The sequence below is a fragment of the Candidatus Thiodiazotropha sp. AKAK3 genome, assembly GCF_058244645.1.
The window spans coordinates 1-20,964 of sequence record NZ_JBSYOQ010000052.1; the positions used below are offsets into that span (position 1 = coordinate 1).

Here is a 20,964-nt window from a genome sequence, read left to right on the forward strand (position 1 = left end):
ACTATGGCAAAAACTACAACACAGTGATAGGAACAAGGGAAGGGATTAAGCAGTTCACACAAGCCATAGGTAGAGGAAGAAAGTGGTTCTGTGCGAGTGGGTTTTCGTTGCAGATCTATCAGACATCACCCACCTGATATCTTTTAAACCCAACCTGGGTCATTTATGCCAATCAAAGCGCATTGGTAGGATGCTTCTCGATCCTTATTCGGGAAATTCAAATCTAGATCACTCAATTAGAAGATGATAAACGGCTGAACCTCCTGGTTCAGTCGATTGTGGTGATAATTTTATACCAATAGAAACAAATGGAAGCTGGGGATTCTGTTTTCTTCCTTCAAATGATGCCTGTCCTGATTAAACTGATGCCTGTCCTGATTAAACTGATTTGTCTAGGTTGGCAGCAAGGTGATGAGCTGGGAAAACAGGCTATAATTTAGTTAACTCGTCGGCACAAAATGATGAGCTGAAACGGCGGCAGTTCTTTTTTCCGTTTAAGGGGAGTCATCAGCGCGCCGCTCAATGCCAACAAAGCAGCCTGATGGGGCTGGGATGGGTATCTTCCTTCCCTTCGCCCATGACCTTCCAAAAAGCGGAAGGGGTTAGATCAAGGCGCTTTGCCATTGGTGATAACATCCCTGGAATCAGCAAGTAAGGATACTCACCTGACGTTGCCATGCGCAGCGTAAAGGAGCAATCCTATGAGGCTTTTAACAGGAGCAAAACCTGCAAAGCAGCTCCCATGGAGGGGACGATTCACCGGGGCAGACCTCGAGCGGGGTGTCCTGCATCCGTGTATTGATGGGCATGGAAATATCGACCTGGAAACTGGCCTGCATCCATTCGAGGGGATTTGTGCGCAAAGAGATAAAAACGAAACCCTCACTTCCCAACATCTCTGGCGACTTGGATATTTCCTCACACACCGGACACCATCAATTGGTTCGAGGTCAGGCATGAGAGTTCTATATTTAATTACGGCCCTACTGCTGGTGATGCTGACGGCTGTCGCATGTGACACTTCTGCACCACCTCCCTCCAGTCCGGAATATGGCGCTGGTCCTACTGATAACGCCAAACCTCTCTATCACCTCGCTATCCACCCACTGCACAACCCGAAGAAGTTGGCCGAGGCCTACCACCCTCTCATAGAATATCTGAATGCTGAGATTCCTGAAGCCGGTTTTGTTCTCGAGGCATCGCGTGATTACCAGGCCTATGAGCGGAAATTTCGTGCCCGTACCCCTGAGTTCCTCCTGCCCAATCCGTGGCAAACACTGGAGGCCATCAAGAAGGGGTATAAAGTGATCGCCATGGCAGGAGATGCCAATGACTTCAAGGGTATCTTCATCGTACGCAAGGATAGCGGCATCCAGTCTCCCTCCGAACTCAAGGGTAAAGTGGTCAGCTATCCCTCCCACACGGCGTTGGCGGCCTGCATCATGCCCCAATATTTTCTCTACCAGCAGGGGCTCGATATCAATCAGGAGATCACAAACGTCTACGTGGGCTCCCAGGAGTCGTCGATTATGAACGCCTACCTGGGGAAATCCGCCGCCGGCGCCACTTGGCCACCGCCGTGGCGCCTGTTCCAGAAAGACCACCCCGCTGAGGCCGCACAGCTTAAATTGATCTGGGAGACCCCCCCTCTGATGAACAATTCGATCATGGTGAGGGACGATATTCCCGCAGCACTGAGGGATAGGGTACAAGCCCTGTTGCTTGGTCTCGATGAAACCCCAGATGGAAGGGATATCCTCAATGCCATGGAGACTGCCCGCTTTCACGCAGCTGACGACGCCAGTTACAACAAGGTACGAGACTATGTTGCCGTTTTCGAGGAGAAGGTGCGTCCTGTGGAACAAAAATGAATCTGATCAAGCACTCCCTGGCGCAGGTTTTCAGCACTCTGCGCGGACAGCTTATCCTTGGCGTGGCGCTGTTCATATCGATCACTATGGCGCTGTTCGTCATCTATCTCACCGATCGGGAACAGCAGATGTTGCTCGATCGCCATACAGAGCACGCTACCGCCCTGGCCAATAATATTGCTACCACCTCCTCCGGTTGGCTGGCGGCGCGAGACTATTCGGGTCTGCAGGAGATCATCGACGCCCAGAGCCGCTATCCCGATCTCATGTTTGCCATGATCCTGGCTCCCCAGAGGCAAGTGCTGGCTCACAGCGACACCTCGCTGGTGGGTAAGTACCTGCAGGACTTCCAGGAGACGGGTGATAGTCTGTCGGGTGCCCGCATAATCAGCCATACAACGGAGTTGGTGGATGTCATCACTCCGGTGGTGCTTGCAGGTCGTGAAATCGGCTGGGTACGGGTCGGTCTTAGCGGAGAGACCACCATGAGGCGCCTGCAGGAGATTACCCAGAGCAGCATCCTTCATGGTGCAGTGGCCGTTGTTATCGGATCCCTGGCGGTTGCAATCATGGGTTGGCGGGTGACACGCCGCCTCTATGCAATTCAGACAGTGGCCGATGCCATCCAGGGAGGCGAGCGTGAGGTGAGGGTTCGCCTTGAAGGAGAGGATGAGGCGGCCAAGCTCGGCAATGCCTTCGACTCCATGCTGAATACCCTGGCACAACGGGAGAGTGAGCTGCAACAACATCGAGATCACCTCTCCGAGCTGGTTGAGGAGCGTACATCGGAGCTTATCAAAGCCCGTGATGTCGCCGAGGCCGCGAACAAGGCCAAGAGCGTATTTCTGGCCAATATGAGCCATGAGCTGCGTACCCCCCTGAACGCGGTGCTGGGCTTCTCTCAACTGATGAAGAACGCCCCGGACGTCAGCAGCGAGCAGCTGAAGAATCTGGATATCATCATCCACAGCGGTGAGCACCTTCTGGATCTGATCAACAATGTGTTGGATATCTCCAAGATCGAGAGCGGTAGAACGGTACTGGAGGAGTCTCATCTCGATCTGCATCAACTCTTGCTGGAACTGAAATCGTTAATGTATGTACGTGCTGCTGAGAAGAGTCTCGATTTTATTTTGCAGCAGTCTGCCGACCTTCCGCGCAACATTTCCGTCGATGGGGCTAAGCTGAGGCAGGTTTTAATCAACCTGATCGGCAATGCGATCAAATACACCAGTCGCGGCAGCGTCTCACTCAATGCCTTGCTGGTTAGCCAGGAGAGTGCGGAACAGGCGTTGCTTCGATTCGAGGTGGAGGATTCCGGTACCGGTATCAGGCCAGATGATCAGGAGCGCATATTCTCACCTTTCGTTCAGTTGGGGGACAGGCCACCGGCAGAGGCAGGAACCGGCTTGGGGCTGGCCATATGCAAACAGTATGTCGATCTGATGAAGGGAGAGATTAATATCGAGAGCGAATTGGGTAAGGGAGCGCTGTTTCATTTCGAGATACCGGTGACTGTGATTCCTTCCGCGACGACTCCAGCAGCAACGGCGCGTGGCCGGGTCCTGGGAGTTGCCGACGGGCAGCCTGTCTATCGCATCCTTATTGTCGAGGACCAGATGGAGAACCGATTACTGCTACGCCAATTGCTTGATCCTCTGGGTTTCGATTTGAGGGAAGCCGTTAATGGTCAGGAAGCGATTGAGTTGTTTCAGGAGTGGCATCCTCATCTAATCTTCATGGATATCCGTATGCCGGTGATGGATGGATTGCAAGCTACCCGAAATATCAAGGCAAGCGATAGCAGCGAGCAAACTTATATTGTTGCCCTCACGGCCCATGCGCTGGAGGAGGAGCGTAAGGAGATTCTTGCGGCAGGCTGTGATGATTTCATCCGCAAGCCTTATACCATTGCCGATATTCTTGACACCCTGAGCCATAACCTGGGCGTTAGATTCATCTATGCTGATGATAAAGCGCCCACAGCTGGTTTGCGATTGGATGCGAAACAGTTATCTACCTTGCCCAATGAACTGCTGAGCAGTTTTGAGCTGGGACTTTCAAGGATCGATCTGGATGCGGTAGACCGCTCGATTGAAGAGATACGCACGCTTAAGCCATCCCTCGCAGACGCTTTATCTCCAGTCGTCAAGGAACTTCAATTCAGCAGAATTTTACAGCTGATCCGCTCACTCAAGACAGAGCCACAGACGAAGAACAAGACAGGGAAAACCAATGAACCCTGATAAATTCAACAAGATATTAGCTGTTGATGACAGCAGTGCAAATCTTCGATTATTGATGAACCTGCTCGTCGAACATGGCTATGCGGTTTATCCTGCCTCCGACGGTGAGCTGGCTTTGGAGTTCGTCCAGTCGACGCTGCCCGATCTTATTTTGCTGGATATCAAGATGCCGGGGCTGGATGGTTACGAAGTCTGTCGTCGGCTCAAGGCCGATCAAAGAACCGCTTCTATACCCATAGTTTTCCTCAGCGCCCTGGAAGATCAGCGTGACAAAGTAAAAGGGTTTAAAGCAGGTGGGGTGGATTTCATCACCAAGCCATTTCAGCCAGAAGAGATGTTGGCCCGGGTCAGTATCCACCTGCGCGTGAAACAGCTGACTGAAGGTTTAGAGCAGGAGGTCAACGCGCGGACCGAAGAGCTGATGATGGCCAACAGGCAGCTACAGATGGAGGTGACCCAACGGGAACTGACAGAGGAAGCTCTAAAAAAAGAGCGTGAGTTATTCATCGCCGGACCAAACATGGCCTATCTGCTAAGTGCCGAAGAGGGATGGCCTCTGGAGTATGTCTCGCCAAACATACAGGATCAGCTGGGTTATGATCCTGTGAAAATAATGCGCGAGCGAGCGCTTGCCGTTGAGCTCATACATCCGGACGATATCGAGAAGGTCAAGCAGGAGGTTGAAGCTCACAGCAAAGCGGGTGAACCTCACTTCTCACTGGAGTTTAGAGTGCTTACCTCAAGCGGCGATAGCCGCTGGGTCTACGACTTTATTGTTGTGCGGCGTGATGCGCATGGAGAGGTCACGCACTACCAAGGCTATTTCAATGACATTACCGAACGTAAGTTGGCGGAAGTGGCCTTGCGCGAAAGCCAGCTGCGACTCGCAAATATCCTCGACAACAGTCCCGGCGCCATCTACCGATGCGCCAACGATCCTGACTGGACCATGGAGTTTATCAGTGCAGGAATCGAACGGATCACCGGCTATCCCGCCGATGATTTTCTGAATAATCGGGTTCGCACCTTCGCCAGCATCATTCATCCAGATGACCTCCAGCGTGTTGCAGATAGAATAACTCGTCGCCTGACTAAGCAGGGTCGCTACGAATTGGACTATCGCCTGATCGCACAGGACGGCGGCCTGCGATGGGTGCATGAACAGGGACGAGGTATTTTTTCCGATGATGGAAATTTACTCTACCTCGACGGTACCCTTTTCGATATCACCATACAGCGGGAGGCAGAGGAGACACTCAAGCTCAACGCAGAGCGGATGCAGGCACTACTTCACTTAAATCAGATGACCGATGCGAGTGAGGATGAGCTGATGCGATTTACCTACGAGGCGGCGATCCGTCTGACCCGCAGTAAGTTGGGTTATCTGGGTTTGATGAATGAAAATGAAACCATTCTTAACGTACAGTTCTGGTCTCAGGAGGCGATGGATGAGTGCAGTATACCGGACATGCCGATGATCTTTCCTGTAGAAACCTCCGGCTTATGGGGCGAAGCTGTACGCCAGCATCGCCCTATTATCACTAATGACTACGGCGGGCCAAATCCATGGAAGAGGGGTACGCCTGAAGGTCACATAAAACTGATTCGTCACATGAATCTGCCGGTGATCGTCGGCGATAAAATCGTTTTACTGGCTGGTGTCGGTAACAAGGATGAGGACTATAGCGCAAGTGATGAGCAACAGCTAAGTCTGCTGATGGAGGGTATGTGGCGACAGATCGAACGTCTGCGGGCAGAGGATGAGCTCAGGCGCTACCACGCTCAGCTGGAAGATACCGTCAAACAGCGCACAGAGGAGTTAAGTATTTCACGCGATGCAGCTGAGGCTGCAAACAAGGCTAAAAGCGCATTTCTGGCCAATATGAGTCATGAACTGCGCACGCCACTCAATGCCATACTTGGATTCTCCAGCATTATTCGTGAAGATCCCCAGCTGCCGGAGGGGCAGAGGAACAACGTCAATATCATCAATCGCAGTGGTGAGCATCTTCTGACACTGATAAATGATGTTCTGGAAATGGCCAAGATCGAGGCTGGTGGTATAAAGCTTGGCAATGCTCCTTTTGATCTGGGTGGCATGGTGCTCGATGTCATAGAACTTATGCAGATGCGCGCCAGGGATAAAGGACTGGAACTGGTTATCGATCAATCTTCTCAGTTTCCACGTTACATCGTCGGCGACGAGTCTCGACTGCGTCAAGTACTTATCAACTTGATAGGAAACGCTATCAAGTATACCGATCAAGGTGGTGTGAACTTAATACTTGGATCCAGGCAGAACAAACACTCACATCTGATAATCGTGGTTGAGGACTCGGGTCCAGGCATTGCAGTGGAGGATCAAAAACGTATCTTCGACCCCTTTGTGCAGATAGGTGAAAAAGGGGATCGTAAGGGGACAGGGCTGGGACTGACAATATCACGCCAATTTGTGCAGATGATGAATGGCAGCATCGAACTTCAGAGTACGCCAGGCAAAGGCTCGGTATTTACAATCGACCTGCCCCTGACCGATGCCATGGAGACAGATATCACCCAAGCTGAGCAACAAGTTGCTAATAGAGTTGTGGGTATTGCTCCCGGACAACCAGAATATCGTATCCTTATTGTCGAGGATCAGATTGATAACCAGCTACTGTTAAGTAGCCTGTTACATCACGCGGGGCTCCAGGACAAGGTCGCTGAAAACGGCAAACAGGCCGTGGAGCTATACCAAAGTTGGCAACCACACCTGATTTTTATGGACAGGCGCATGCCTGTGATGGATGGAGAGCAAGCAACTCGACAAATCCGCAGTCTGCCCAACGGTGATGAGGTTAAGATCATTGCTGTGACGGCTTCGGCTTTCAAGGAGCAGCGCGAACAGATGCTCGAAGCCGGCGTTGACGACTTTATCGGCAAACCTTACCATCCCGATGAAATTTACGCTCAACTGTCGAAGCATCTGGAGATACGCTTCCTGCATGATGAACTGGTCGAAGCCAAACAGCAGCGGCGTGCTTTAACTCCGGAGATGTTATCAAAACTGCCGGATGAGCTTCGCTTTGATTTACAAGAGGCAGTTGAGAGCCTGGAGATTCAACGTATCTACTATGTCATCAAACAGGTGGATGAATATGATCATGATCTCAATAAGAATCTGACTCAGTGCGTCGAAGATTATGATTATCCTGCCATCCTGCATGCGTTGAAAAAAGTCTAAGCGATAACCCCGCGAGAGACGATTCAATAAAGGTGCAGACAATTCATACGCCTTATGTTTAACAAATAGGCAGTATTCAACTCCTCCGCTAAAGAGCGAAAACCATCACCAGGCCATGAACTGGGAGCAGTGCTTGAAGCGTGTGTTCAACATCGACCGCTACTGAGCATCCATGCGCTCGCAGCATTAGTGAATCCCTTCACGTCAAGTATCTATCTGTCTGAAGTGTGGTGCGTCATATAAACCCTATATTTAGACAAGGCCAATCTCAGTTTGCGTTTAAATCACCTGCCTCGCGCTGCGGGAAGCCACTCAAGCCGCGATTGCGGCGTTGCACCCCTTGGTAAAGGAACAACCATTACCTGCGGGCTGCGCCTTGCACTCACGGCTTGAGCGGCTTTCTAAATACAGGGTTTATATGACGCACCACACTAGTCTATACACCACCAAGGAAGAGGGGCATTAGAGCTACTTCTGAAGCAAAGGAGGGTTAACCTGACAGCACCGGCATATCCATATTTGCTGAAGTGAACTGACTGATCTGATTTAAGCTAGTCTTTACATAATCTGCACTCAAAAAAAGATGTCCAAAATAACGACATAATGATCTTGTCGATGGTGGTGCATGCAATTTTTTCAACAACGGCAAAAAAAGAACTGAGGAAGACTCAATGAAAAAAAACGCCATTCTTTCCTGGTCAGAACTTGAACCGCATAAACCGACTTATGCACTTGTCGCAGATGTGGATCTGGTTGTTATTCGTTGGCCCGACCAGGAGCAGGTATCTGTTCTATATGGTCGTTGTGCTCATCGCGGGGCTCTGATGGCTGATGGTCGAATTCAGGGTGAGGATATTATCTGTGGCCTGCACGATTGGGATTATGGTTATAAAACTGGAGTCAGTTCCTACAATCCTGCAGAGAAGCTGCATCGCTTTCACGCCTGGGTTGAAGCAGGCCAGGTCTGGGTAGACGAAGATGAAATAAAGGCTTGGTCTGAACAAAACCCACAACCCTATAATCGATCCAAGTATCAGGGATTGTATAAGGATCTCCATGGTGGTGCAGAAGAGCCACACTATAAGTATATCCAGCATCTGGCTGAGCATGGCCTGTCAAAGGTGGGACACCACGGACGCGTCGGCGCCATGGGTGTACCTCGGGATGAGTTGCCGAAATGGGAGCAGATACAACTGCTGACTGGGCAGTTACATCGGCTGCCACTGCTAGACGATCATCCGGTAGGTACAGAGGTTGTGATCGGTCCAAAAGCTAAAAAACCGCTGCAATTGGATTGTCCCCTGTTTGTTTCTGATATGAGTTTCGGAGCGCTTTCAGAAGAGGCCAAGGTGGCCCTGGCCAAGGGAGCCGAGCTGGCTGGTACCGGCATCTGTTCAGGGGAAGGCGGGATGTTAGCTGATGAGCAGGCGGCCAACAGTCGTTATCTCTACGAATTGGCATCGGCCCGATTTGGCTTTTCCATGGACAAGGTGCAACGGAGTCAGGCCTTCCACTTTAAGTGTGGTCAGGGTGCTAAGACCGGTACCGGAGGACATCTGCCGGGTGATAAGGTTAATGGGCGTATTGCAGAGGTACGAGGGCTTGAGGAGGGGGAGTCGGCCATTTCACCCTCCAGGTTTCCCGATTGGGAACAGATCGATGATTTCAGACGTTTTGCAGATGCCGTGCGTGAAGCAACAGAGGGTATACCGATTGGGGTCAAACTCTCAGCACAGCACATTGAAAGGGATATCGAAGCCGCTTTGAGCATAGGTGTCGATTACATCATATTGGATGGGCGAGGTGGAGGCACCGGTGCTGCACCATTAATCTTTCGGGATAATATTTCTGTGCCTACTATTCCGGCATTGGCTCGTGCTCGCCGCTATCTGGATAGCAAAGAGAGAGATGATGTCTCTCTGATAATCACTGGCGGTCTAAGATTACCTGCAGACTTTATCAAGGCACTTGCCTTAGGTGCCGATGCTATTGCACTCTCCAATTCAGCGCTTCAGGCGATAGGTTGTCTGGGCATGCGAGCCTGCCACACCAACAATTGTCCGGTGGGTATCGCTACCCAGAAAGCGGAATTGAGACAACGTCTGAAAATTGAGAAGGGCGCTGAACAGTTAAATAACTTTTTTCGTGCTTCAACTGAGTTGATGCAGGTGATGGCCCGTGCTTGTGGTCATGATCATCTCAGTGGATTCTGTTTAGATGATCTCACTACTTTCGATCGCGAAATGGCACATTTGGCAGGAATTGCCTATGCAGGGGTAACATTGGAGTGATCAATGATCCTTTGTGCCAGGGTCTGTTAACGTTAATAGAGAAGGGTATTTTATCTTCAGTGGTTGAGCTATTTATACGGTGTTTGATATCGGTCAGTTAATGGACGGTTAAACCTGGATCAGTTGTTTAAGGTGTGTGTAAACTGATTCCAATCTATCGCCACAAGATCTCTGCATAAGTGGGGGTCCTGCTGAAACAGGCAGTTGAGGTGCAGTGGCTCTGGATGTAGGGCGGATAGTTGGAATAGCGGATGAAGAGTCGGCAACTTTTCCAGTTTTTGACACTACTGATTTTTATCAGTGATTTGATATTTGTCGGTATCAACTACTATGCCAGTCAACGCGCGCTCAACCTCAGTCTGAGCCGCAATGGCGAAAATCTCAAACACTCCTACGATCTAACTCTCGATTTGGTCTATGAGAGTATGTTGCAGCTCGCAACCTATGTCTCAAATCAGAAACAGATCCAGCAGCTGTTTCTGGCAGGCAAAGAGGCTGTCTCCGAAGAGGGGGGCGGTGCGGGTGGGCTGCGAGCTGCGGAGGTCAGGGGTGAACTCTACCGGGTTATCTCTCCCAGCTGGTTACCAATGATGGAGCAGTATGATGCCAGGCAACTTCAATTCCATCTGGGACCGGGATCTCTGAGTTTTCTACGTGTTCACCAACCACAGAAATTTGGTGATCGAATGGATGAGATACGACATATCATTGTTGACAGTTACCGTGACCAGGAAACCAAAATTGGCTTTGAAGTGGGCAGAGTCTACGCGGGATTGCGTGGGGTAACGCCGGTTTGGTCAGAACAAAAAGGTGAGGAGAAAAATCTGATTGGTGTGTTGGAGGTTGGTACTTCCTATCAAACTGTTTTGGAGAAGATTAACCGACAGACCGGCGTGGAAACGATGGTGTTGCTGAATGAACCATTGGTTCACTCAGCAATGTGGCCTGAGTCGATTAAAAAACGTATCGTTAAATTGTCGAACGAGTCTTCCTGCTATGTCGAAGCTATCTCGAATCCTATTGTTGCAGCGATAGTTGAAAACTGTGAAGAGTTGATGCCCTACAAGTCAGAACTTCGCACTTTTAATATCAGTCACAAAGGACGGGTGTATGCCATAACACACTTTCCGCTCTATGATTACCAAGCCAACGCTAGCATAAACAGGAAGCAAGGTGGCATGGTGGTGATGTTGATGGATGTTTCAGATGAGTTCATTGCGTTTAAACGGCAGCTACAGCTGAACCTTATCTATGGAGTAGTCGGATTCGTTGTGATAGAGATACTTCTCTACCTGGGGATCATCTATGGATCACGAAGGTTGCACAGGCTGGTTGATCAGCAAACCCTGGAGATTCATCAGCTGAAAGAGTTTTACAAGGCACGTTCTGAACGGGATGGTCTGACAGCCCTCTACAATCACCGTTTTTTTAATGAGCGTTTGCAACCGGAGATGCAACGAGCCCAACGTGCAGGTTCAAACCTCAGTTTAATGATGTGTGATCTCGATGACTTCAAAGCGATAAATGACAAGTTTGGTCATCTGGCAGGTGATGAGGTACTTCAGGGAGTTGCTTCAATAATCCGCGAGTTAGTGCGTAGCAGTGATTTCGCGGGTCGATATGGGGGAGAGGAGTTCATTGTTGCTTTACCGGAAACCCATATTGATGATGCTGTGAAAATTGCTCAACGTCTGATTGAATCTATCGCTTCATTTGAGAGTAGTAAAGTGCCCGAGTATCAGGTCACTGCAAGCATTGGCGTGGCCATTTGGGATGGTCAACAGAACCTCTCCGGCTTCATTCATAGTGCTGATCAAGCACTCTATCAAGCGAAACTGAAGGGGAAGAATCGGGTTGAACGGGAAGCGAATGCAGAGGGTGCCCAGGTAACTGGCAAAAAGTAACTGGAGAGACTAGCGAAAGCGCAAAAAAAAATGATACGACTACCTCAACTTTTTTAAACTAATTTTTTCAGATTAGAGATATTTAAATTGTTCAAATTTCTCCTGAGATTCTATCGTTTTATGTAAGTATTATTGTTCTGAAATAAATAAAGATCCAGCGGACAGATTTATTTCCGTTGCTTCAATAATTAATAGAGGTGCCCTTAATAATGCCGGTTGGTAATTGCTGCTAGAAAACTTCTTGAAAGCGATTTAGTGGGTACCCTTTGGTTGTTCGTTAAAAAGCTTTTTAATAGTGGACTATTTAGTGCACTTTGTATCTTGAACCAGAGCCATTTATCTCAACAAACACTCGATCTGGAATTGATTATAGGCTCTTTAAGAGGTTATTCATTGCATCACTATAACATCTCAATTGACTGATTCGCTATAAGTGACAGTTATGATTGTCTATTGATTGCCCTTGGGATCTGGATAAGTGTTAACAGGCCCTGGTAGTAGCTGTTGTATTCGCATAAGTGAAAATTTGCACAGCTCTATAAATAGTCCATACTTGAGGAAACACTGAAAAAGTTGTGAACCGAAATCTTGCTGCCAGAATGTGCCATTTCGGCGTTAAAGAACCTCGCAGTAGCGGGCTATTACCATCGGCCTGCACCTCGAATCGGACCATTTTGGTCGACACTCTGTTCGGTCTGGACTTATTCAGATGTTCCTTAATACCATATGAGATGCAAACTCATACGAACCCTGCAATCGATCTATAGTGCCGCGATTGCGATTAGTTTGCTGAAACGCTCCAGTAAAAGTGCATGGAGGAGCGAAGCGCCTACCATCCTCAGGGTTTCGACTATATGCAGGATCCTACCAGTTTACAGCTACAGGCATACAAAGACCTGACCCTTCGTGCCCGTGGCGGCATAGTTATCTACCTGGGGGTTTGGGTGATCTCTGCATTATGGGTTGGGATCGACGAGGGCACCCCACTGTTCTTCTACGCAAACACCCTTCTGTTTGGCGCAACCGCTGTAGCCCGCGGTATTCACTACATACTTTTCAGAGCAGACCCTTCAGCTAACCCCAGGCAAAGGTACCGCATACTTGTTGGGATGATTCTATTCAGCGCCCTCCACTGGGGGGTGATGTCTGCTTGGGTCATTTATGGCAGTCTATACAAAGAGTTACATTACCCTTATATGGTTATCCTTGCAGCGTTTGCTCTTGGTGGTACGGCAATTCTCAGCATCTCTTTTTTCACCAGCACTATCTACCCATTATTGATCTACGTTCCTACCATAACCATCGGGCTGTTCTTTTTTGGAGAGGAAGATCATTTACTTGCCGTGTTGGCCTTCTTTTCTACGATCTATGTGATTGAGGCTGCGCGTGTTTCAAGAAGAGACTATTGGGCTGCAATCAGGAGTAAAAAAGAAGCTGAAGATCGTGCGCTAGAGTTGGAAAAACTCAGTATCACTGACCCACTCACCGGGCTTTACAATCGTATGTACTTTAATGGACACTTTATTGAAGAGTGGTCGCGATGCAGTCGCCTGCAGATACCCTTGAGTCTGCTGATGATCGATCTCGATCATTTCAAATCAATCAATGACAAGTATGGACATTTGTCAGGTGATATTTGTCTGAAGGAGAGCTCTTCAGTGCTTAGACAAAAAGTGCAACGGGTCACCGATACTGTTGTGAGGTTTGGCGGGGAAGAGTTCCTGATCCTGCTGCCGGACACGGATGAGAAAACGTCATCGGCCATTGCACAATCTCTGCTACAGGCCATCTCAGAGATTTCACCCAGCTGGGGAGAAGGAAGTTCTCCAATCAGTTGTTCTATCGGAATCGCCTGCACTGTTCCAAATCACAGAATTGCAGGTAAAGTTCTTCTCAAAGCAGCAGACGAGGCTCTATACGAGGCGAAACGCCAGGGACGAAATAGATTCTGTGCTGTAAAAATTTGATTAGATGAGACTCCTGTTATCACTGTGTTCGTCGTGCTTTTCTGTGTGGTGAAGATAAGTTATTGAACCTATGGGGAATGATATCCAGGTATTTTGAGCCACTACATCCTGCGCACTATGTAGTGGCTCAAATTTGAAATTGAAAATCTGTCAATACAGACTCATATTTTGAGTCCGATTCAGGTTAGAATAGCGAGTCCGAATCCAGGTGATAAATCGCTGCTGATTGTGATAATCGCAGCAGCATCTGTGTCATCGACAAATCTTTGGTGAGACATGTCAGCGAGTTTCGTACATCTTCGCGTTCATTCTGAATATTCGCTGGTCGACGGCCTGGTGAGGGTTAAACCACTTGTCAAGCAGGTGGCAGACGCTGGTATGCCTGCGGTGGCACTTACTGATCAATCCAATCTCTTTGCTCTGGTTCGTTTCTACCAGGCGGCGCTGGCTGCCGGGATAAAGCCGATTGCAGGTGTGGATGCCTGGATTCGCAATCCTGAGGATGTTAATGCTCCCCATCGACTGGTGTTGCTGGTGCAGAACCAGGCGGGCTACAAGAATCTGACCCGGCTGGTCTCCCGCAGTTATCGGGAGGGGCAGCATCTGGGACGTCCACTGATGGAAAAAGAGTGGTTGACCGGTAGTGCTGAAGGGTTGATTGCACTCTCTGCAGGACGTTATGGGGACGTAGGTCGAGCGCTGTTGGCTGACAACCGGGCTTTGGCAGAGACGCTGCTTAAAGAGTGGCTGGAACTGTTTGGAGATCGCTACTATCTGGAGTTGCACCGTACCGGCCGGCCTGATGAGGAGCGTTGTCTGCATGAGAGTGTGGCGCTTGCTACAGACTTTGGTGTGCCTGTGGTCGCCACCAACGATACCCACTTTATCAGACAGGGTGACTTCGATGCCCATGAGGTACGGGTCTGTATCCATGAGGGACGGACCATTGACGATCCGAGACGGCCGAAGAACTATAGCGACCAGCAGTATCTACGAACCCCGCAAGAGATGCAGGCGCTGTTTTCAGATATCCCTGAAGCACTGCAAAATAGCGTGGAGATCGCTAAGCGTTGCACCATCGAGTTGACCTTGGGTAAGAACTTTCTACCCGATTTCCCTATTCCTGAGGGCATGACAATTGCTGCCTTTCTGGAGGAGGAGTCCCGCAAAGGGCTCGACTGGCGCCTGAAGCATATATTCGATATTGAATCCTCTGATTTTTCAGAGCAGCGCAAGGTTTATGATGAGCGCTTACAGATAGAGCTGGATGTCATCAATAGCATGGGTTTTCCCGGCTACTTTTTGATCGTTGCCGACTTCATCCAGTGGGCAAAGGATAATGATATCCCTGTCGGCCCCGGACGTGGTTCCGGTGCCGGATCACTGGTTGCCTATGCTCTGAAGATTACCGATCTTGACCCCATTGAACACGAATTGCTATTTGAGAGATTTCTCAATCCAGAGCGTGTCTCCATGCCTGACTTCGATGTGGATTTCTGCATGGATAAGCGGGATCAGGTTATCGACTATGTGGCGCGGCGCTATGGAAGGGACTCGGTTTCCCAGATCATTACCTATGGCTCCATGGCGGCCAAGGCTGTAGTACGGGATGTGGGACGTGTGCTGGGTCACCCCTATGGTTTTACCGATCGAGTGGCGAAGATGATTCCCTTTGAGATCGGAATGACCCTTGATAAGGCGCTGAAAGAGAGCGATGACCTAAAGCAGTCCTATGCGTCTGATGAGGAGGTGGGTGAGCTCATCGATATGGCGAAAAAGCTTGAGGGTTGCGCACGCAATGCCGGCAAGCATGCTGGTGGCGTGGTGATATCTCCCGGACTGCTGACCGATTTCACGCCACTCTATTGTGAAGCAAATGGGGAGGGACTGGTTACCCAGTTCGATAAGGATGATGTGGAGAAGGTGGGGCTGGTCAAATTCGACTTTCTTGGCCTGCGTACCCTGACCATCGTTGATTGGGCACTGAAGGCGGTAAATGCCGTACGGGACAAGCAAGATCTTGAAGCGGTGGATATCAACCTTATCCCAATGGATGACAGTGCTTCATTCAAGCTTTTAAAAAGTGCAGAGACAACAGCGGTTTTCCAGTTGGAATCCCGAGGCATGAAGGAGTTGATTAAAAAGCTTCAACCCGACTGCTTTGATGATATCACTGCTTTGGTTGCACTGTTCCGGCCGGGGCCATTGCAGTCAGGCATGGTGGATGACTTTATCGATCGTAAACATGGTCGCGCTGCAGTCGCCTATCCCCACCCTGATCTGGAACCGATTCTCAAGCCCACTTACGGCGTGATTCTCTACCAGGAGCAGGTCATGCAGATCGCTCAGGTGCTTGCCGGATACTCACTTGGTGGCGCAGATCTGTTGCGACGTGCAATGGGTAAAAAGAAACCGGAGGAGATGGCCAAACAGGGGGAGATTTTCAGAAAGGGTGCAGTGGAGCGCGGTGTTGAAGAGGAGACCGCAACCTATATCTTCGACCTGATGGAAAAGTTTGCCGGTTACGGTTTCAATAAATCTCACTCGGCAGCCTATGCCCTGGTCTCCTATCAGACCATGTGGCTCAAGGCTCACTACCCAGCCGCCTTTATGGCTGCGGTCTGCTCCGCTGATATGGACAACACCGACAAAGTGGTGCCATTGATCGAAGAGTGCCGTCGTATGAAGTTGAAGGTGGAGGCGCCACAAGTCAATCTCTCCCAATACAAATTCACCGCGATTGATGATCAAACCGTGGTCTACGGTTTGGGGGCAATCAAAGGTGTTGGAGAGTCTGCAATCGAGTCAGTGATCCTGGAACGGGAACAAAACGGATCGTTTGACGATATCTTTGGATTCTGTCGACGTATCGATCTGCGTAAGGTCAACCGCCGGGTATTGGAATCGCTGATTCGTGCCGGTGCGCTTGATGGCTTGGGGGCGAACCGGGCAACCCTGATGTTACAACTGCCACTGGCGCTGAAATTGGCTGAGCAGCACCACGCCATGGAGGCGGTAGGTCAAAATGATCTGTTTGGTATAGGGGATCCACAACCGGCAGAAGCGAGTCACACACAGGTTATTCCAAAAGATATAGATGAGTGGGAGGAGGAGCAGCGTCTTCAGGGGGAGAAAGAGACGCTTGGACTCTATCTCACCGGCCATCCGATCGACCGATACATTGATGAGTTGGGTCATATCTGCAGTAATCGCATTGGAAATCTGAGCCTCGATGATGCGCCAGCAGGTGGGCATCGACGCAGAGGGGTTCCGGTAGTGGTGAGTGGTCTGGTGGTTACCGCTAGCCATCGTCAGACCCAGCGTGGTCGTATGGGTACCCTGGTGCTGGATGATCGTAGCGGCCGTATCGAATGCACTCTGTTCAATGAAGCCTACGAACAACACAGGGAATTGGTCTCGGCAGACAAAATTCTTGTAGTCTCCGGTATGCTCAATTATGACGAATTTCGCGGGGGACTAAGCATCCGTGCCGATAATCTGCTTACTTTCGAGCAGGCCCGCTCCCACTATGCACGGGTGTTGAACGTCAATATGCAGGCCAATCAGGATGAACCTGCTGAGATATGTACAAAACTTCATCAGGTTCTTGCGCCATTTCAGGGAGGAACCACAGGGGTGAGGCTCAGATATCAGAACCTACTCGCCTCAGCTGATATACAGTTGGGGCAGGAGTGGCGGGTCAATCCCACCGATGAGTTGCTGCGACGTCTCGAGCAGCTTTTCGGTCCAGGGTCGGTAACGGTCGGATATCGGCAATCAGTAGCTCAGCGGCCGCTGTCCAATGGTCAATCGGCGGCGACCAGTCGATGATGGCTTATCAGTCGTCACAGCCATCATTCTCTACAATCAACTCTCCGGTAATGGCGTCCACTTTAGGTTTTCCCGTGTTGTCAGTGATGACAATGCTGACTAGTGGCAGAGAATATGTTTGCCGGTAGCTCAGTATATAAAGTCATACTCTGAATGTAAGCCAACGGTAGGTAATCAGCTTTAGATCCTCTGTTCCTGGGATAGTCTAGAACAGGGAGAGGTAGAGTATTTGTTACTATTACCTGAGAGGAAGTGACATATTCACAAACCCTGTGTGCAGCTCATTATGAATTGGTCTTACTGAGGAGAAAGGGGGGGAGGGGATAGCACCTATTTGGCATACTGCAGCATTATCTACTCAGGTAATGAATAAAAGCTTGATCGAAAGTGAGTTAGAGAAGGCCTGTTATTTTAGCGATTTTCATCCCTTAAAGGCTTATCTATCTATAAATCTACCAGAGATGTTGTTGATGGTTCATTAGTGAAAGTGATGAATGGACAGATGGTCTCACTCTATCTTCAGTATTTCTCTGATACGATTCTTGAATACTCTTCCTTTAACCTCATCGTTGATATCCATAGCCATGGAATCAATCAACTTACGGATATTTCTTACATCGATTTGAGCGGGCATGGATTTCATATAATCGGCACAGAGTACCTTGGCGATTGGTCCGATAAACTCTATAGATTCCTCTACAACAACTTTACATATATCTTCTTTGCTGAAGGAGTTACCCGTTGTAACTCCACTGTTTTCAGGTGTGGAAGCAGCTGTTTTTTGGGAATGGTCGATAGCTTCGCTGTTAAAGTCCCGGGTGTTGATCTCTCTGAGTATCTCAGGTGTTGTCGGGAGGCTCTGCTTACCGATTGTAAGTTTTAGTGATGGATTGAAGCTCATTCTGCCTCTATCGATTAAACGAATTGCATCTATCGCTTCTTCACCTCTAAGTTCACCACATGCCACCCAAGTGATCACACCTTGGTTTAAGACCATTCTCGCGGATATGCCACTATCTAGGTTGTAAAATACCGTACCACTGGATCTATCCCGGCATAGAGTGATTAATGCCTTGATGAATTTACGATGGTCCAGAATACCTCCGTCGACCATATTACTCTCCCAAAATGCGAATGCTATCTATCAACTAAACCTGTCCATTGCCACTCTGACACTGTTGCCAAGGCGTTCTACTGATCTTGCCAATGCACCCAGTTCATCAGTACGGGAAGTACCGTTGATAGTGAAACCAAAATCGCCACGACTTATAGCATCTGCTGCAGTGGTCAAATGACGTATTGGTTGTGTCAATTGACGTGAAATCAGGAAGGCAACCAAAAGGATCACAGCGAGGCTTATTGCCATCAGTAACTGTGTCTTTTTGTTGTATTGACTCAAAGCTGAAAATGCCTCGTCATAGTCCTGTTGCACCAATAGAATCCAGCCATGCCCCGTTTTTCTGATCTGGCAAAATACCTTTTCACCTTCATCATTGGTATAAACTATTGATTCTTTGTTGCTCAACATCAGAGCATTGTATCCAGGATGATCAGTCAGGCTTGTGCGTTTACTTGTAAACTCCTTGTTGATGTGGGAGATCACTTTACCTTCTTGATCCAGCAGAATAGCGTAACCGGTCTCACCAAAACGAGTCGTAGCAACTTTCTTTGAGATATCATCCAATGACATGCCGATGGCCAGCACGCCTTTAGTGCGCTTATCTTCGTCAGTAATGGCACTGGAGATGACCAGAGCAGGCTTACCATTGGTTTTGCTGATTAATACCTGCTGCCCCAGCTCCTTTCCACCCAGAACTTGGCGGACATAGTGACGATCACTGTAGTCTTTCAGGTTTTTATCGTCACTGCGGGAGATATTCTGACCATTGATGTCTGTCGTGAAAGCAAGGTATATCCACTGATAGGTGTCAACTATGGTTTCCAATCCCTTCTTTTGACGCATACCATCCATGCTGATCATATCGGGGAATTTAGAATTTTGTCCTATGATGCGAGCATTCATATCGACCCAGCTCTCTACAAAGCCTTGCAATTGATCTGCTGTGGATGCCAGACGATTATTAACATCAAGGCTGATCGCTTCTTCACTCGCAGAGTGACTGATATACCAAACCAGACCGAGAGGTAGTGCTGCTACGAGCACCATAACTAGGGACATTTTAAAAAATATACCGAAACGTACTTGACTGCTTTCTGCCATGCTGTTTCTCCTGCCTTGAAGAGGTTAATTGTTATTTTATATAGCTCAGGCCCTAAAAATCAGACTGCAGATGAGGGGGCGAGCCAGTGGAAATATTAAATGTAAAAAAATCAGAGTCGATGATCCCCAGGATAGAGAGAATAAAGAGTTCTGATAAAGTGGACGCTATCTTATGAGCGTCTCTCAATAATCTTGGAAGATGAGGGAACAGTGTGCGGTGAAGAGAAGATATGTATATAGCTATTAAATTTGCTATACGATGCAAGAGGAATCTCCAACTTTGTCTATACAAGATGTCCGTATAAGACATGTTGGTTAGTGAGGGGTTAATAAAATACAGCATACTCACTTGTCCATACAGAAGATCCCTCTTTCTCTCCGTAATGTTTAGCAGCTTCCGTACATGCAATGTTTAAGGCTACCTTGAAAATAATAATCTAAGATCTGATTAAGAAATCTTAAGCGTTTATGCATAACCAAATAACTGCTAAACGTTAGACTATATCTGCAAGTGTGCGCCATTTCACTATTCAAACTACCCATATGTCAATTTTTATTTAACAATATTAATAAAACAACGTTGAATTTAATTTGCTTTGATCCGATAAAAATATTACGGGAGAATGCCAATCAAATTATATAAAAAGGAGATGCATACTATGGATCGATATCGAATTTTCTTTGTTGCCGGACTGCTATGTTCTACTCATCTCATCGCATCTGAGCAGGCGCATTGGAGTTATGCGGGCCATGATGGCCCTGACCATTGGGGAGCTATCTCTTCTGACTATATCTCCTGTTCTCAAGGGCTTAATCAATCACCAATTGACCTGACCGGCATGGTTGAGGGTGAATTGCCCGAATTGAGTATCAAATATGCAAGCCTTGGCGATAGTGTTGTCAATAATGGTCATACCATTAAAGTCAATTATCAACCAGGTAGCAAAATCGAGATTGGTGGCAAGACTTTTGAGCTTAAGCAGTTTCACTTTCATGCCCCGAGTGAAAATAGAATCATGGGCAGGTCTTTCCCTATGGAGGCTCATTTTGTTCACTCAGGCAAGGAGGGGAACCTGGCAGTTATCGCTATCATGTATAGCGTAGGGGAACAGCACCAGGAACTGGAAAAAGCATGGGCTTTCATGCCAGAAGAAGCGGGTAAGAAAAATCAACTATCTGTACCAGTCGATGCAGCTCGTTTAATGTCAACCAATAGAGATTACTATCGCTTCAATGGTTCTCTCACAACCCCTCCCTGTACCGAAGGTGTTGAATGGTATGTGATGAAATCGATTCAATCAGTCTCAAAGCAACAATTGGATAAGTTTGTCGAAATCATGGCGCATGATAATAACCGTCCGATACAGCCGCTTAATGCCCGCATCGTTGTTGAGTGATCCTTCTCACTGG

At 48.6% G+C, this 20,964-nt stretch carries 10 protein-coding genes; 8 read left to right on the top strand and 2 right to left on the bottom strand.

Annotated elements, in window-relative coordinates:
• The first annotated feature begins 701 nt into the window (after positions 1-701).
• From AC4IE7_RS11910 to dnaE, 7 genes are all read left to right on the top strand, one after another.
• Positions 702-1,871 (top strand): phosphate/phosphite/phosphonate ABC transporter substrate-binding protein, encoded by a 1,170-nt coding sequence (locus AC4IE7_RS11910; protein ID WP_490777069.1) that lies wholly within the window; start codon positions 702-704, stop codon positions 1,869-1,871.
• The gene (locus AC4IE7_RS11915) at positions 1,868-4,117 is read left to right on the top strand and encodes an ATP-binding protein (RefSeq protein WP_490777070.1); all 2,250 of its coding nucleotides are present in this window, start codon (positions 1,868-1,870) and stop codon (positions 4,115-4,117) included. Before AC4IE7_RS11910 ends, AC4IE7_RS11915 begins: the two co-directional genes overlap by 4 nt.
• On the top strand, positions 4,107-7,340 hold the full coding sequence (locus tag AC4IE7_RS11920; RefSeq protein ID WP_490777071.1) for a response regulator: 3,234 nt from the start codon (positions 4,107-4,109) through the stop codon (positions 7,338-7,340). Before AC4IE7_RS11915 ends, AC4IE7_RS11920 begins: the two co-directional genes overlap by 11 nt.
• Before the next feature lie 671 nt (positions 7,341-8,011).
• Positions 8,012-9,631 (top strand): glutamate synthase-related protein, encoded by a 1,620-nt coding sequence (locus AC4IE7_RS11925; RefSeq protein WP_490777072.1) that lies wholly within the window; start codon positions 8,012-8,014, stop codon positions 9,629-9,631.
• Positions 9,632-9,882: 251 nt separating this feature from the next.
• Positions 9,883-11,535: a diguanylate cyclase gene (locus AC4IE7_RS11930; RefSeq protein ID WP_490777073.1), complete on the top strand. Its 1,653-nt coding sequence runs from the start codon at positions 9,883-9,885 to the stop codon at positions 11,533-11,535.
• Positions 11,536-12,347: 812 nt separating this feature from the next.
• Positions 12,348-13,502 (top strand): GGDEF domain-containing protein, encoded by a 1,155-nt coding sequence (locus AC4IE7_RS11935; RefSeq protein ID WP_490777074.1) that lies wholly within the window; start codon positions 12,348-12,350, stop codon positions 13,500-13,502.
• Between the two features lie 276 nt (positions 13,503-13,778).
• Positions 13,779-17,333: a DNA polymerase III subunit alpha gene (gene dnaE, locus AC4IE7_RS11940; protein WP_490777075.1), complete on the top strand. Its 3,555-nt coding sequence runs from the start codon at positions 13,779-13,781 to the stop codon at positions 17,331-17,333.
• A gap of 508 nt (positions 17,334-17,841) precedes the next feature.
• Here dnaE and AC4IE7_RS11945 read toward each other — a convergent pair.
• Complete coding sequence (locus tag AC4IE7_RS11945) at positions 17,842-18,447, bottom strand: DUF8082 domain-containing protein (RefSeq protein ID WP_490777076.1); 606 nt, start codon at positions 18,445-18,447, stop codon at positions 17,842-17,844.
• A 30-nt stretch (positions 18,448-18,477) separates the two neighbouring features.
• Complete coding sequence (locus AC4IE7_RS11950; RefSeq protein WP_490777077.1) at positions 18,478-19,554, bottom strand: cache domain-containing protein; 1,077 nt, start codon at positions 19,552-19,554, stop codon at positions 18,478-18,480.
• 659 nt (positions 19,555-20,213) lie between these two features.
• Here AC4IE7_RS11950 and AC4IE7_RS11955 point away from each other — a divergent pair.
• Entirely contained in the window at positions 20,214-20,951 is a 738-nt protein-coding gene (locus tag AC4IE7_RS11955) for a carbonic anhydrase (protein ID WP_490777078.1), read from the top strand.
• Positions 20,952-20,964: the final 13 nt, after the last annotated feature.